This is a genomic window from Providencia sp. R33, from assembly GCF_019343475.1.
Taxonomy (GTDB): Bacteria; Pseudomonadota; Gammaproteobacteria; order Enterobacterales; family Enterobacteriaceae; genus Providencia.
In genome coordinates, this window is record NZ_CP072453.1 from 2,350,645 (window position 1) to 2,367,474 (window position 16,830).

Consider the following 16,830-nt stretch of genomic DNA (forward strand, 5'->3'; position numbering starts at 1 on the left):
TTTTAAATTTAAAATACAAAAATATATTATATTTATATATTCAAAGGAATGATTAACACTAAGAATGAAAAATATTCATGAACAATCAACTTTATATTTCATTAATATTATCGCCAAATTATCGGGAGTGGCTGACACCAATGAGTTTGAAAAACTAATTAACCAGTCGATAAGCTATAATGAAAAAATAAAATCAATCCAAAAAAAACATCATATTAGCTGTAAAAAAAAACAAACGAAAAAGAAAGATATTTTGAAGGTTTCGTGCCCTGCTATTTTATATAATGAACAAGGGGAAGCATTCTTATTAGCTAATCGAAATAATGAACAAGTCTTAGTGCAACCATTTGGTCAAACTCCTCCAGAAATCTGGGATATTTCAAAACTCCAACAACAATGGAGTGGCCACTGGTTACATGTTAGCCTCAAACAAGGGCAATTTGATATCACCTGGTTTCAAGTGGAATTTTTGAAATACAAATCAATTATTCTTTGGGTTTTATTTTTCTCATTCATACTCCAAATATTAGCACTAGTCTCTCCCATTGTGATGCAAGTAATCATGGACAAAGTATTAGTCCATAATAGCTTATTAACCTTAGATGTTTTAATTTTTGGGCTTATTATCGCAGCGATTATAGAGGTAACATTAAAAGGTTTACGGCAATATATTTATCACCATACCGTTAACCGCATCGATGTAACATTAGGGTTAAAGCTGGTTGAACATTTACTTCGATTACCCATTCCTTTTTTTAAAAATCGCCAAATAGGCGCAATTGTTACCCGAGTTAAAGAACTTGAAACGATTAGGGAGTTTCTAACCAGCAGCTTCTTTACACTGTGCGTTGATGTTTTATTCCTTTTTGTATTTATTTTTGTAATGAATTTAATTTCAACCACACTCACATTAATATTTTTATGTTCAATTCCATTCTATTTATTATTAGCGTGGTGGCTAACCCCTAAAATTGAAGCGGCGGCTCAGCAGCAGTTTATGAATATTGCCATAAACACTTCATTCCTAACAGAAAGTATTAATGGTATTGAAACCGCAAAAAGTTTATCTGTAGAACCCAATTTTACCCGTCGTTGGGATCAACAGACATCGGATATGAGCCATACGAATTTTACTTCGGGGCAAATTAGCTCTCGCTCAGAGCATCTAGTGATGCTGATTGAAAAGACCACCAGTGCAATCATATTATGGGTTGGTGCCTCAGAAGTTCTCGCCTTACAAATGACAATCGGCCAATTTATTGCTTTTCATATGATGGTAAACCACGCAAGTCAGCCATTAGTGAAACTCGTTAAATTATGGGGAGATTACATTCGAACCCATGTCGCTATCGAAAAGTTATCACAGATTATTAATTTACCCGTGGAGCAGAATCGCCAAGAAAACACCGTGCCAATAAACGGTAATATTCATCTGGATAATATTTGTTTTCGTTATCAGCCCAATACCCCTTACATCCTTCAGAATTTTAACTTGAATATCAAAGCGGCTGAAACCATCGGTATCGTTGGTACATCAGGTTCAGGGAAAAGTACATTAGCACGCCTATTACTCCGATTATACAGCCCTGAAAGTGGAACAATTTTTATTGATGGTATGCCGTTATCCTCCGTCAACATTCATTCATTGAGACAACAAATAGGCATTGTTCTTCAAGAGAACTTCTTATTTAGCCAATCTGTTTTCAATAACATCGCCCAGACTCAGCCTAACGCATCTATGGATGATGTTGTACATGCAGCTAAAATGGCAGGAGCTCATGAATTTATTCTTAAATTACCGATGGGTTATGACACTGTTTTAGCAGAAGGTGGTTCATCTCTTTCAGGTGGCCAACGGCAACGCATTGCAATAGCAAGAACCTTACTTGCTAACCCCAAAGTGATTATTTTTGATGAAGCAACCAGTGCTTTAGATGATGAATCCCAAGCCATTATTCAAAAAAATATGCAACTCATCGCACAAGGCAGAACAGTGATTACCATTGCGCATCGCCTTTCAACAATTCGCAATCACCAACGAATTTTAGTGATGCAAAACGGGAAGATTATTGAACAAGGCAGTCATCAGCAACTCATTGAGCAAGGTGATTTCTATAAGCATTTATGGACGCTGCAACAATCTCTTAAATAAGATACGGATGTAATATGAAACAAAGATTAGAAAAAATTCGCTATAACAGTTTTTTACCTTCTCATTTGGCTATTTTAAAAACACCGCCCTCTTATTTAGCTTCATGTGTCGCTATTTTAATCAGCTTGGGTATTTTTATTGCCATTATTTGGTCATTTTTTGGAAAATTAGATATTCAAGCAACCACACAAGGGAAATTAATTGTATCTGGGCGTACCCAACAAATTCAAGCATTTGAACTAAGCCGCTTACAACATATTCACGTAGCTGATGGACAAAAGGTTAAGCAAGGCGACCCATTATTTACCGTAAACGTTTTAGGGGTAGATCAAGACATTCACAGTTTACATTACCAACGTAATTTCCAATTCATCGAAACATTAATTAACCAAGCACTGCTATCACAGCAATCCGTTACCCAATCCCCCTTGTTTAATACACTTTCTGAAGAAGAACAAACCAGTGCAATTGCAAGTTATCAAACACAAAAAATAGAGTTTGACTCACTTATCAATGAAATATCAAATGAAATTCAACTCAATACCGTTAATCAACAAGCTAGGAAAAATGAATTAAAAACAATCAACTCGCTCATTCTAAATATTAAAAAACGGTTAGAAGCACACCAATCACTTAGCCAAAAACAAATTATTAGCCAAAAAGAATTTCTAGAGCAAGAACGCGAATTACTTATTGCTGAAAAAGAAAAAACAACCAAACTATCCGAGTTATCTATTTTAGATAGTCAACATCATGCATTAGTTAAAAAAAGAGATCGGATAAAAGCACAAAAAAACCAAGAATGGGATGAAAAATATAAGCAAGCCGCTTTTAAGCAAGTCTCTCTTGACCAAGAGTTATTAAAAAACCAAGAAAGAAATCAGCTTGAAATTATTCGAGCTCCCGTTGATGGTACTGTTCAGCAGCTTACCACATACACAATTGGTGCTGTCCTCCAACCTGCACAGCAATTAATGGCTATTGTCCCGAATAACGATGTCCAGCTCGCTGAAATTAAGATTCTGAATAAAGATATTGGATTCATTCATGAAGGGTTAAAAGCCGAAGTCAAAATAGATGCATTTCCTTATACCCGCTATGGGACGGTTGATGGTGAAATTCTTTCAATTTCAAGGGATAGTACTCAAGATGAAAATTTGGGGTTGGTTTATTTAGGGCAAATTGGCCTACATCAAAAATCATTGCTGGTTGAAGGCGAAAAAATTGAGCTCACTCCGGGTCTTTCCATTGTGGCAGAAATTAAAACCGATAAACGGCGTGTTATCGATTACCTTCTTAGCCCGATTAACGAATATACCTCGAATGCTATGAGAGAAAAATAATCATGGAACAGATGAATAATAACGGCTTGGAAGCCATCGTTTGGATAGCTAATTACTACAAAAAAAACGTAACAAAAGAGCAACTCCATCATGCTATAGGACTGCAAGCTACCTCACCTACAGAATGGGATATCCGGGAGTGTGCTCATACTTTAGGGTATGAAACTGAGCTCATATCACTATCTCGCTCACAATTAAATTCACTCCCACTACCTGCATTGGTTTATTTTGAGGGTACGTGGAAAATTTTAGATAACAAAAACGAAATTGTGTTTATCAACCCAGAGAATGACGAGCAGCAAGCTATCCATGATATTACGTTCAATACACATGCTCAGTTGGATATTTTGTTAATTAAGGAACAGCAAGAAACAGAGCAAAAAAAAGCTTTTGGTTTCAGTTGGTTCGTTCCCTCGATATTACGCCAATATAGTAAACTGCGAAATATTTTCATTCTTTCAGCTGTTATCCAATTATTTGCATTAATCAGCCCACTTTTATTTCAAAACCTTGTCGATAAGGTTTTGGTTGGACGAAGTATTTCCAACTTACACGTCATTGCTATCGCGATTTTTGCGATAGCAATTATGGAGCCCACCTATGCATTTTTACGCAACAAAATATTTAGCCACACAAGCAGCCAAATAAGTGCTGAACTATCAGGGAAAATATACCGCCATCTCATGGCGTTGCCATTAAATTATTTTAAATTGAGGCCAACTGGAAAAATCATTGCACGAGTTCGTGAGCTCGCCCATATTCGACAATTCCTCACTGGCTCAACCTTAATGTTGTTTATTGATTTTATCTTTGTCATCATTTTTATTGCTGTCTTATTTTCCTACAGTTCTCTTATGGCTTGGATTTTAATGGGCTCTATGGGGGTATTTTTTATTTTATGGATGATACTAGGCCCTATAATTCGTCAACAAACAGAAAAAGCCTATCAAGCCGACGAGAATGGACTGACCTTTCTGACCGAAAGTATTACGGGAATAGAAACAATAAAAACAACAGCCACTGAAAAATATTTTAACCAACGATGGAAAAAAATATTCAGTAAACAGCTCATTCAAAACTTCAAAGTCTCCATGCGCAGCGAAATCGCAGGGCAGATAATGACCCTAGTCAGCAAAGTCACCACAGCAATACTTCTATGGGTTGGTGTTAAAGAAGTTTTAAATGGTGGAATTAGCCCAGGCGAATTAGTTGCTTTTAACATGCTAAGTGCTCATGTAACACAACCTGTTTTACGATTTGCTCAAGTTTGGCAGGATTTTCAACACACAATCATCTCTCTGCGCCGTGTAGGTGACATTTTGGATAAGCCCGTTGAAAATGAACGTCAAGGGATTGCAAGCTCAGCAGCAATACAAGGTAAAATTGAATTACAAAATATCCGTTTTCGTTACCAACCAGACACCCCTGAAGTGCTCAATAATTTAACCTTATCCATTAAAGCTGGTGAGTTTATTGGGATAACTGGGCCATCTGGCTCAGGAAAAAGTACACTAACGAAATTACTACAACGCCTTTATGTTCCACAACACGGTCAAGTGATTATCGATGGGATGGACTTAGCTGCTGCAGATACGGTTTCATTGCGCCGAAGAATGAGTATAGTTTTACAAGAAAGTACGCTATTTGTTGGGTCAATTGCCGAAAATATTCGGTTAAGCGTCCCCCAAGCATCTCAAGAACAAGTCATTCAAGCCGCACAATTAGCAGGCGCTTATGATTTTATTATGTCTTTACCTGATAACTTCGATTACCAACTGTCTGAAAAAGGGGTAAACCTCTCAGGAGGACAACGCCAACGAGTCGCTCTTGCTCGCGCTTTGCTCACCGAGCCAGATATACTGATCCTCGACGAAGCCACTTCTGCGCTCGATTATGAGTCTGAGGCTGCCATTATGGCGAATATGCCATTGATTACTCAGGGAAGAACAGTCATCAGTATTGCTCATCGGTTAAATACCATTCAACACGCAGATAGAATTTGTGTGATCTGTCATGGGGAAGTTACTGAAATAGGCACACATACTGACTTACTTCAATCTAGTGGGCTTTACGCCAATTTGTGGCAACAACAAACACAATAAATGCTTTAAAAAGCATCACTAACATAACAAGTGGTGCTTTTTTCTTAAAAGCGCGCTTTTTTTCGCCAATCAAACCTATTCCCTCGCCTCGCAGCTATAGCACTAGGGGATTAGCTAGGGTATTATGGCGCGCTGAATTATTGGCACACCCTTTTAGCAATTATAGACATGGCAAAAGAACAAACTGATCGTACTACTCTGGATTTGTTCGCTGAGGAACGAAGGCCTGGGCGACCTAAGACAAGCCCGCTATCACGGGATGAACAATTAAGGATCAACAAACGCAATCAATTAAAACGCGATAAAGTGAAAGGATTACGCAGAGTTGAACTTAAACTAAATGAAGACGCTGTAACTATACTGAATCAGTTAGCTGAAGAAAAAAACATAAGCCGCAGTGAATTAATAGAAGAAATCTTGATGTCACAACTTCAACAAGTTGATGAGACAATACTCAAGTAGCGCTATCTTAGTAAATCACACAAATTTGACAGACTTATAAAAGTTTTTTCGCCAGAATAAGGCATAAAATTCTATTTATTTTCGTTCTAAATGAGTTCTAGAAGTTGAGAAATTCCTTCTTTCTCTCTTAGAAAAACAAGAGGTTAATCAGTTTATGGCAGTCATCGGTATTTTCTTCGGAAGTGATACAGGTAACACAGAAAATATTGCCAAAATGATCCAAGAAAGATTAGGCAAAGATGTAGCAGAAGTTCACGACATTGCTAAATGCAGCAAAGAAGACATTGAAGCTTTTGACATTCTACTTCTTGGTATTCCAACTTGGTATTATGGCGAAGCACAATGCGATTGGGATGACTTTTTCCCAACGTTAGAAGAAATTGACTTTGATGGTAAACTTGTCGCTCTTTTCGGTTGTGGAGACCAAGAAGACTACGCAGAATATTTCTGTGATGCGATGGGTACCATTCGCGACATCATCGAACCAAGAGGCGCGGTGATTGTTGGGCACTGGCCAACCGAAGGCTACCATTTTGAAGTTTCAAAAGGTATGGCAGATGACAACCACTTTATCGGCTTAGCAATTGATGAAGACCGCCAACCTGAGTTAACAGATGAACGAGTGGATGCCTGGGTCAAACAAATCTCTGAAGAAATGTCATTAGCTGAAATTCTTGGCTAGTCGATTAAAAATAAGCATTACTCATAGACTGAACGCCTTTCCGCTCAAAGTGCACCACCGCGGAACATCATTCGGCCTAAAATAATCGATTAAATATCCTAATTGGATAGACTTATAAGAGATTATCAAAATAATGAGACAATACATGGTTTCTATTTTTATTTTCCATGCCTATAATTGTAAATCAGTTTAGAAGACAACTGGATTTATGTTAAAAATGTCTCATTATTGTTAAATTTATGATTTAAGATACAGGACAAACCCGCATGACAGACAACAATAAAGCATTGAAAAATGCTGGACTCAAAGTCACTCTTCCAAGACTTAAGATTTTGGAAGTACTTCAGGAGCCTGAGTGCCACCACGTCAGTGCGGAAGATCTCTATAAAAAGCTGATTGATATGGGCGAAGAGATCGGGCTAGCGACTGTATACCGTGTATTGAACCAATTTGATGATGCAGGTATCGTTACGCGCCATAATTTCGAGGGTGGAAAATCCGTATTCGAATTAACTCAGCAACATCACCATGACCACTTAATTTGTTTAGATTGTGGTAAAGTGATTGAGTTTACTGATGAATCGATTGAAACTCGCCAAAAAAATATCGCTGCTCGTCACGGTATTAAGCTGTCTAACCACAGTTTATACTTATACGGCCACTGTGCTGATGGTGATTGCCGCGATAACGCTGACGCACACGAAGCAAAAGAGTAATAGTTTAATCACTATTATACCTTGATAGTAACCCATTCTTTAAAAGCCTGATAACAACCATTATCAGGCTTTTTTATTGTGTCAATTCGCCGATAAATTAAGCATTCTCAGTTAGAATATCCATAATCTCTCTTATTCACTTTATATTTATCACTAAAATATGTCGTTAAGGTGAAATATTGAAGTGTTCTATAATAAGTTGCAATTCACTTCAAATCCTTTATATTACTTGGCTGATAAACTCACCTTCTCTATTTGAGAATATTTACAATGATATCATAGTGATGCATAACGTTATTTAGAGTATGCGTTGCATCTATTTTTCATATCACTGTCATATGATTTATCTAATTAATGTCTATAATAAGTTCAATATATTACGACCTAAATTTCGGCTTGCTTTAATTTAATAAGCTAAGTAAATGTAATGAGAAAGTTAAATTACAATTCCACGATGTAATTCATGTATTTTTAGCTAGACTTATTTGGATTGCTCTCGTACTTCGTAAGAGATTAACTGATGAAAAAAACATATCTTTTCATTAATACTAGTTTTTTCTTCTGGTTTCTTACTTTAATAGGATGGTTTTTTCGTCATACAGCCATCACCTTATTTTCATTTGTATTATCAATTCTGTTCTTGATCTTATACTTCAATCAAAAAAAGGTAAGTAAAATGTTCACCAAAAGACAAAACAAACAAACCCCTGAAGAAACCCCTACCATTCGTGAACCTGAAATTACTTCTAAGATAGAAGAACACGTTACGATATCAACGCCAACCCTTAGTGAAGAAAAATCGAATACGATAATTTCGAGGGATGTGATGTTTGAAGGTAATATTACCTCTAATGAGCAGGTCCACATTTATGGCAAAGTCGTTGGTAATATTACAGGGAAAGATAATACCGTTAAAGTTATGCTAAATGGCCAAGTAACGGGCAATATCACTTGTAAGGAACTGATTATTAATGGTCGAATTGAAGGGGAGTGTATCTCTGAATCCATTAGTATCGAAAATAACGGCGAAGTTCATGGGACGATTCACTACAGCAGTTTATCGATTAAAAAAGGCGGGATCCTTTCGGGGCAAGCTAAAGTCAAAAATAGTGTTACTCATACGGATAAAGTCACGCAATTAAAAGATAAAGTAAAACATGATGCGCCTATCATCAATAATGAAGGTGATAAAGGAATTGCTTCGTTATAAACATTTATTTTTCTACACTAGGATAATGACTGAATAATAAAAATAAGGTGAATGTAATCCACCTTATTTTTAATTTTCAAACTCGTAATATAAGTGTATTTTCTTATTTTATTTATCGGTTTGATACTACATAAATATGCTATGTGCATTTTAGTTGGCTACCATCATACTTATTACAATGGTAACCGCTATCTATTTAACTCATTAAAAAATCGTAAATGGCATCATCACCATAAACTTAATATCTTTTTCATCTTGGAAGATATTTCCATAACCACCACCATAGCTAGGAATATCGGTATGGTTATCGTATTTGGTGAAGTGTAATTTAAAGAGAGTATCTTTTGCTCGGCCTGTTTGGACGGTGTATAAAATATCAAAGTTCCACGCACTTTCTTTTAAACGTACATCTTGGGCATATTGAGAATTCGTACTTGGCTTCGCATCCCAACCATAAATATAGGATGTACCCACTTTCCAGCCTGCAAGATCCCAATTTTTAAGATCGTACATTACACCTGCGTACAAGGCTTTTTCATTATTGGCGTTCCAGTCTGAACGACCATCCCACCAAATATCCATACGCCCATTGGATGTCGCCCAGCCCGGCGTCATACGTTGCAAGAAGTAGCCTTGATTACCTTCCGCTTTAACATAGGTTCCCTCAACTTTAAAATCAAACTGTTCATAGGTATAGCCTAATGTCATCGCTTGCAACCACGCTAAGCCATCATAAACATCATTGACACCGCCATCAGAAACTTTATCTTTAGAACCATAAAATTGATATGAGAGACGCAAATCGCGTTCAGCTACAGGCACAGCATATGAGACCTTAGCAAAATACTGATCCATATAGTCTTTTGCTTGTCCATAAGCCCCTTCTAATACTAAGTTATTTTTAAAATCATATTTAAACCCAATAGAATGCAAATAACTGATCCCTGTTTTGCCATCCGCTTCACGGAAATCATACATTGAGCGGTACCATGGCGCCTTATAACGGTCTGTCCACATATAGGACATGCTCAGCTCACCATTTTGCTCAAAATCAAATACACCACCGACTTCCAAACCACGATAAGTCCCCGGCATGTAGCTCCAGTGTGAAGCTAATAATGTTTGCCCAGTAGGCTGAATATAACCCCCTCTTCCCCAGAAAGGACCATATTTCAGTTTTGCAGCAGCTTTATAAAACGTTACACCACTACGGTCGCCTGTCCATTTTTCATCCCAACGTGATTTAGCATCACTAAATCCAATCTCATTGGGTGCTGCGGGGCCACTGTTTGATAATTCTATAGCGGTAAAACCTGCTAAATCTAAGCCGATAACATCTTGAAAATAGCCAGATGAAAAGTCTAGACTACCATTGAATGTGGAGTGTTTAAGATTATCTGCATACTTCTTATATTTATCACTATTCGGGTCCAAATCCTTACGAGAACGATCCCTTTGCCAATAATAAAGTCCACCTGTGAGTTTTGAATCTTCAAGGAACTGTTCTGCGTGAGTCATTGGCTGATACGCGATAGGCAGCATCGCGATTGCGATTTTTAAGACGAGCAACTTCCTGCCAGTATTGACATGTTTATTAACCATTCTTGTATTCCTCTAATATTTTTTATGTTTTATTTTTTCGGCCGAAATACGATTTAACTTTCCATTTAAATCTAAATATTCACAATAACTTATGTTATTTGTGATGTGATTAGCCTATTTTTTGCGACGCGAATTATCAACACTGATACTGGCTTTGTTGCCAAAATATGATCAACGGCACATTAATTTTAATTAACAGTCATTATCACACATGATGTTTTTTCGCAGGATGAGGTTCAACCAATTGATTTAATAAAGAAATAAAAGAGGTCTTACGATTCATTTGAATTAGATTAAAACAAATAAATTGCTAATTAGTGATTTAAATTTTCCAATAATGCCGTAATTTTGCGTAGCCTATCACCACATTGACATTAAATATTGAGTTTGCCCCAAAAATTCGCCTCAATTTTACGAACATGCTTCAATTTACTGAAAAATATTTTCATTCCTTGTTTATGGTGAATTACCATAAAATTAACGGGAGACAGAAAACTGCCTCCCGCTACATTAACTCCTAAAACACATTGAGTTTAATATTTCTCAAACATTGCCTGAATTTTCTGCGGATCTTTCGTTTCAGTTAACGCTAATTGTAATAACACACGAGCTTTTTGCGGATTTAACCTTTCCGATGCCACAAAACCATATAAATTATCATCAACCTCTGCATTACGTGTGGTATAGCCTGTTGGAACTCGGCTTGCACGCACCACAACCACATCCTCTTTTGCTGCCTTCGCTAATGCATCAAATACCGTTTTGTACATGTTGCCATTACCAACACCTGCGCTGACAATCCCCTCTACGCCTTCCTCTCTCAATGCCTTAACAGGAGCAGCGGATGCATTGGCATAGTTATAAACGATACCCACCGCGGGTAATTTCTCTAACTTACTCACATCAAATGCGGCCTTATCTCCGCGTGGTTGAGGGGCTTGGAAATAGGTCACTTTACCATCGTGAATAAAGCCCTCAGCACCCGCGTTAACCGCATCAAATGCTTGCACTTCTGTCGTGCTCATTTTCATCACATTGCGGCCTTGAACCACTTTATCGTTCATTGCCATAAGCACACCGCGGTCACCCGCTGACTTATCCGTTGCAAGTACCACTGCGTTATATAAATTTAATGGGCCATCTGCGCCCAGCGCAGTCGATGGTCGCATTGCTCCCACTAATACAATTGGTTTTTTACAATAGGTTGTTAAATCAAGAAAAAAAGCCGTTTCCTCTAGCGTATCTGTTCCGTGAGTGATCACAAATCCGTCAGTTTTATCGCAGTCCTGATTAATTTTTTTCGCCAACGTCAACCAAACTTGGTCGTTCATATCTTGCGAACCGATATTCACCAACTGCTCACCACTTAAATTGGCGATTTTCTTGGTTTCTGGAACCGCATTAATTAACGCATCAATGCCAACTTTACCCGCTTGATAGCTGGAAGACGTAGCCGAATCCCCGCCCCCAGCAATGGTTCCTCCCGTTGCCAATACCGTAATATTCGGTTGAGCAATGGCTGATACGGCAAACAGTGAAACCAGTGTCGCGAGCAGCGCTTTATTTCTGTTTTTCATCCTATTTTCCTTTCATTAATAAACTCCAGTTATTATGTGTATTTATGCTGAATTTATTGTGACCTATATAATTATTTTAGGAGAAATAATGAATATTAAGATGATTTCTCTATGAATGAATAAAAAGCGTGAGGTTGAGACAAAAATCCGTATGATAGCCCGTTTGACACACTCTATTCACAAGTGACTGACAATGAGCCAAACATTTATCCCCGGCAAAGACGCCGCTCTTGAAGACTCCATTGATGCATTCCAAACCAAATTACAAAAATTGGGGTTTGATATTGAAGAAGCGTCATGGTTAAACCCTGTACCAAACGTTTGGTCAGTGCATATTCGCGATAAAGAGTGCCCTCTTTGCTTTACCAATGGTAAAGGTGCGAGCAAGAAAGCCGCTTTAGCCTCTGCCCTTGGTGAGTATTTCGAACGTTTATCGACTAACTACTTCTTTGCTGATTTCTACTTGGGTAAATCCATTTCTGAAGGTGACTTTGTCCACTACCCAAATGAAAAATGGTTCCCATTAACAGAAGATGACAGTCTACCTGAAGGCTTGTTAGACAGTCGTTTGATTAAGTTCTATGACCCTGATGAGGCATTAGCTGCAAGCCAGCTCATTGACCTGCAATCCGGCAATGAAGAACGCGGCATTTGTGCCCTGCCATTTACACGCCAGTCTGATGACAAAACCGTCTATATTCCTATGAATATTGTTGGGAACTTATACGTTTCTAACGGTATGTCCGCAGGTAACACCGCAAACGAAGCGCGTGTACAAGGGCTTTCTGAAGTGTTTGAACGCTTTGTGAAAAACAAAATTATCTCAGAAAGCATCAGCTTACCGACGATCCCAGCAGATGTGATGGCGCGTTATCCAAGCGTAGTTGAAGCTATTGATACCCTTGAAAAAGAAGGCTTCCCAATTTTCTGCTACGACGCGTCATTAGGTGGAAAATACCCTGTCATTTGCGTGGTGCTATTTAACCCGCAAAATGGCACTTGCTTCGCGTCATTCGGCGCACACCCTGACTTTGGTGTTGCCCTTGAGCGTACCGTGACTGAATTATTGCAAGGACGCGGCTTAAAAGACTTAGACGTCTTTAATGCACCGACTTTTGATGATGAAGAAGTCGCTGAGCACACTAACCTTGAAACTCACTTTATTGATTCAAGCGGTTTAATCAGCTGGGATCTGTTCAAAGATGATGCGGATTATGAATTTGCAGATTGGAGCTTCAAAGGCACGACGCAGGAAGAATTTGCAACGCTTATCCGTATTTTCAATACGTTAGATGCCGAAGTTTACATCGCGGATTACAACCATTTAGGCGTTTACGCATGCCGTATTTTAGTACCAGGCATGTCAGATATCTACCCTGTTGAAGATTTGCATATTGCGAACAACGCAATGGGCGCCTACTTGCGTGATACCATTATCGGTTTACCTGATAGCCAATGGGAAAAACAAGACTACCTTGCCCTAATTGAGCAATTAGACGATGACGGTTTAGATGATTTCACCCGTGTACGTGAGCTGCTTGGTTTAGCGGTCGGCAAAGACAATGGCTGGAGCAACCTGCGCATCGGTGAGTTAAAATCGATGTTAGCCCTTGCTGGTGGTGACCTCGAGCAAGCCCTTGCATGGGTTGAGTGGACGCAAGACTTTAACAGTTCAGTGTTCACCCCAGAACGTGCAAACTATTACCGCTGCTTGCAAACATTGCTGCTATTATCGCAAGAAGAAGAAAGAAACCCTGCGCAATACTACAGCGCATTTGTCCGTATGTATGGGCAAGAGGCCGTCGATGCGGCTTCAGCAGCTGTTGCGGGTGAGTCTTGCTTCTACGGTCTGTGGTCAATCGATGATGAGCTAAAAGCACTACCTGCTCACCAAGCGCTGCTTGCTGCTTATGAAAAACTGCAAAAAGCCAAACGCGCTAACGCGTAATTGAGCCAATGTGTTGACGGGAAGCCTTTCCCGTCAACATTTACAGCGTTATCTATTTATATAAATCATAAATCTAATGAACGCTTCCACAGTAAGAAATCAAATTGCTCTAAGCGATCTGCTTTTACTTGATAATCACCACTTGCTGTTTCAATCACCCGTTCAAAAAGCCCCTGACTGATTGTCGGTAGAGGTACACCATCAATAATTGGCCCACAATCATAATCAATCATGTCAGATAGGCGTTCCGCTATCGCACTGTTAGTGGAAATTTTTAACACAGGTACAATTGGGTTACCCGTTGGCGTACCTAGCCCCGTCGAAAAAACAACCACATTGCAACCTGCGGCGACAAGGCCTGTTACTGCATCCACATCATTCCCCGGCGTACAAACTAGTGACAATCCGCTCTCTGGCATGGGTTCTGCATAATCACACACTGCACTTATGGGTGAAGTACCGCCTTTTTTAGCCGCACCAGTGGATTTTATCGCATCAGTAATTAAGCCATCTGCAATATTGCCAGGACTTGGGTTATCCGCGATGGTGGTATTAAAGAAATTTGCCGTTTTTTCATAGCGCTCCATCAATTCGAGAAATTTCTTTTTATCATCGAAAGATACGCAACGTTTCACCATATCCCCTTCTGCACCGCATAATTCAGGGAACTCTGCCAAGCCAGATGCGCCACCTAACGTCACCAACCAATCAGAAACGAGCCCCATCGCAGGGTTACCGGAAATTCCTGAAAAACCATCAGATGCCCCGCATTTCACCCCCAGTTTGAGATGGGATAACGGTACATCGACCCTTGGTTGCGGCTTAACTTCTTTCATGCACTCATAGGTTTGTCTGAGTGCTGTTTGCATCATTTCTTCTTCGCTATTCCATTCTTGCTGGCGAAAATAGAGTGCGGGTTTATCAAAATTTGGGTTACGAGCAGCCAGTGACTCTTTAAACATTTTACGCTGCGCTTTTTCACACCCTAAACTAAATACCGTAATACCAATCACATTGGGGTGATCTGCATAAGCCGCCAGTACATCACACATGGTTTTACTGTCCGATGTTGCACCACCACAGCCGCTGGTGACAGTAATGCATCGAACCCCTTCAATATGCGGAAAAAGCTTTGGTTTTGCTGCCGGCACTTGCGTTCCTGCAGTTAAGTCTAACGCAAAGCTTTTCAAACTGTTATTGGTATAACCTAACGCATCATTCAAAGCATCGGTTAACTTCGTCACATTGCGGTTTTCGCAAAATACTAACGGAAAAATTAACCAGTAATTCGCTGTACCTACACGCCCATCATCCCGTACATACCCTTGGAAAGTACGGTTTTCATAAGCAGAAACATCGGGAGATTTCCATTCGTATGGTGAATCATTTTCTAAGGAAACGGGAGCTGCATAATGGCGAATATTATCCACCGTAATGGCCTCCCCTTTGGCGATTGGCTGAGTCGCTTTGCCCACTGCCGTGCCATACATGGATACTACACCATCGACGGCTACCGCTTCTAATGCAAATTTGTGTTTGGCCTTCACATCGGTAACTAAAGCAATTTCTTCATTGCCCCAGTGGTAAACTTCCCCTGCCTGTAGGTCTTTCAAGGCAACAATCAGGTTGTCGCTTTCATCAATTCGTAAAATCTTTTGCATGTCACACCTTCCAATTGTTGCCTTTAATTTGACGACAAAACTCTATGGTCATTTTTATGAGAATTCTTTTTGAGAAGTGCAATTAATACAGCACAACCCACGGTTATCACAGACAATGTCATGATCCCCGCCGTGTTGCTGTTCATCATTTTATCCACTTCAACACGGATGATAGGCGCAAGGAATGAACAAAACGCCCCCATAGTGGTACAAAAACCGATCCCCGCGGCTAATGCTGGGCCACTAAGTAATTGAGGTGGAAACGTCCAAAATACAGGTTGAACCGATAAAAAACCCACTGCACTTAAGCACAGTGCCGCAATGGCAAAAACAGGGCTGGCAAATGCAGATAACGCTAGGCCTACTGCCGCAGCTAACATGCATAGAACAGAAATTTCAACACGACGTGTTGGATGGCGATCGGCAAAACGTGGAATATAGTAGACACCAAAAGCCGAACAAGCCCATGGGATAGCAGCCACCAGCGATTGTTTGAACCCTAAGCTTGCCCCCATTAACGAGGCCACTTGGGAAGGCAAAAAGAACATCAAACCATACACAGATATTTGGATGGTGCCGTAAATCAGTGCAAGGTGCCACACTTTGGCATTTTTAAGTGCTGAAAGGACTGAAGTGGTTTCTGTTTTTGCATTTTCTTTCGCAAGCTGCTCTGTTAACGCTTTTTTCTCTTCGTCGGTTAAAAAACGTGCCTTTTCAGGGCTATCATCCAGATAAAAGAAGGCAAAAATACCAATAACAACTGCTGGCAAACCTTCGATAACAAACATCCAGAACCAGCCCGGACGCCCTAACCAGCCATGTAGCTCTAATAATGCGCCAGAAAGTGGAGACCCCAAAGTCAATGCGAGAGGAACGCCTAAAACAAAGATACCAATCACCGAGCCACGGACATTATTCGGAAAATAGATTGATGCTAATAATAAAATCCCTGGATAGAAACCCGCTTCCCCTAACCCCAATAAAAAGCGCAAAATAATAAATTGCGTTTCATTGGTGACAAAGCCTGTCATCGCAGACAGCACGCCCCAGATGATGGTGGTGATACTCAACCATTTTTGAGCGCCAATTTTGTTTAAAATTAGGTTTGCGGGGATACCAAATAACGCATAGGCCGCAAAGAAAATCCCTGCCCCAAACGCAAATGCAGAGTCCGATAACCCGATGTCTAACTGCATGGCATCTTTGGCAAAGCCAACATTCACTCGGTCAATAAATGCAACGAAATACAAAATAAACATCAGGGGTACTAAACGCTTCCACGACTTTTTAATCGCGGAGTTTAAAACAGGATTGTTATAAGCTTGTGTTGTCGCCATGATATTTTTCCCTGTCGGTAAGATGTTCTATTGTGTTG

12 protein-coding genes are annotated in these 16,830 nt (G+C 39.6%); 8 read left to right on the plus strand and 4 right to left on the minus strand.

What is annotated here, in order from left to right; all coding sequences use genetic code 11:
- The first annotated feature begins 64 nt into the window (after positions 1-64).
- From J6836_RS11125 to J6836_RS11155, 7 genes are all read left to right on the plus strand, one after another.
- Complete coding sequence (locus tag J6836_RS11125) at positions 65-2,152, plus strand: peptidase domain-containing ABC transporter (RefSeq protein ID WP_219249284.1); 2,088 nt, start codon at positions 65-67, stop codon at positions 2,150-2,152.
- A 14-nt stretch (positions 2,153-2,166) separates the two neighbouring features.
- The gene (locus J6836_RS11130; protein WP_219249286.1) at positions 2,167-3,495 is read left to right on the plus strand and encodes an HlyD family type I secretion periplasmic adaptor subunit; all 1,329 of its coding nucleotides are present in this window, start codon (positions 2,167-2,169) and stop codon (positions 3,493-3,495) included.
- 2 nt (positions 3,496-3,497) lie between these two features.
- On the plus strand, positions 3,498-5,597 hold the full coding sequence (locus J6836_RS11135) for a type I secretion system permease/ATPase (protein ID WP_219249288.1): 2,100 nt from the start codon (positions 3,498-3,500) through the stop codon (positions 5,595-5,597).
- A 168-nt stretch (positions 5,598-5,765) separates the two neighbouring features.
- Positions 5,766-6,059 carry a LexA regulated protein gene (ybfE, locus tag J6836_RS11140; protein WP_219249290.1) on the plus strand — a complete coding sequence of 98 codons (294 nt, stop codon included), beginning with the start codon at positions 5,766-5,768 and terminating at the stop codon, positions 6,057-6,059.
- Positions 6,060-6,213: 154 nt separating this feature from the next.
- Positions 6,214-6,741 (plus strand): flavodoxin FldA, encoded by a 528-nt coding sequence (gene fldA, locus J6836_RS11145; RefSeq protein WP_206085466.1) that lies wholly within the window; start codon positions 6,214-6,216, stop codon positions 6,739-6,741.
- A gap of 266 nt (positions 6,742-7,007) precedes the next feature.
- A complete protein-coding gene (fur, locus tag J6836_RS11150) occupies positions 7,008-7,457 on the plus strand; it encodes a ferric iron uptake transcriptional regulator (RefSeq protein WP_004256285.1) in 450 nt (149 codons plus the stop codon).
- Positions 7,458-8,133: 676 nt separating this feature from the next.
- Positions 8,134-8,667 carry a bactofilin family protein gene (locus J6836_RS11155; RefSeq protein ID WP_255586389.1) on the plus strand — a complete coding sequence of 178 codons (534 nt, stop codon included), beginning with the start codon at positions 8,134-8,136 and terminating at the stop codon, positions 8,665-8,667.
- Between the two features lie 204 nt (positions 8,668-8,871).
- Here the strand turns inward: J6836_RS11155 and chiP are convergent, their stop codons facing one another.
- Both chiP and ansB read right to left on the minus strand, forming a co-directional pair.
- Positions 8,872-10,269 (minus strand): chitoporin ChiP, encoded by a 1,398-nt coding sequence (gene chiP / locus J6836_RS11160; RefSeq protein ID WP_219249293.1) that lies wholly within the window; start codon positions 10,267-10,269, stop codon positions 8,872-8,874.
- A gap of 533 nt (positions 10,270-10,802) precedes the next feature.
- Positions 10,803-11,846: an L-asparaginase 2 gene (gene ansB, locus J6836_RS11165; protein WP_219249295.1), complete on the minus strand. Its 1,044-nt coding sequence runs from the start codon at positions 11,844-11,846 to the stop codon at positions 10,803-10,805.
- A 193-nt stretch (positions 11,847-12,039) separates the two neighbouring features.
- Between ansB and ycaO the strand changes: the two genes are divergently transcribed.
- Positions 12,040-13,794, plus strand: a complete 1,755-nt coding sequence (ycaO, locus tag J6836_RS11170) for a 30S ribosomal protein S12 methylthiotransferase accessory factor YcaO (protein WP_219249297.1) — start codon at positions 12,040-12,042, stop codon at positions 13,792-13,794.
- A 65-nt stretch (positions 13,795-13,859) separates the two neighbouring features.
- Here ycaO and J6836_RS11175 read toward each other — a convergent pair whose 3' ends face one another.
- Positions 13,860-15,455: a UxaA family hydrolase gene (locus J6836_RS11175; RefSeq protein ID WP_219249299.1), complete on the minus strand. Its 1,596-nt coding sequence runs from the start codon at positions 15,453-15,455 to the stop codon at positions 13,860-13,862.
- 23 nt (positions 15,456-15,478) lie between these two features.
- A complete protein-coding gene (locus J6836_RS11180; protein WP_219249301.1) occupies positions 15,479-16,792 on the minus strand; it encodes an MFS transporter in 1,314 nt (437 codons plus the stop codon).
- Positions 16,793-16,830: the final 38 nt, after the last annotated feature.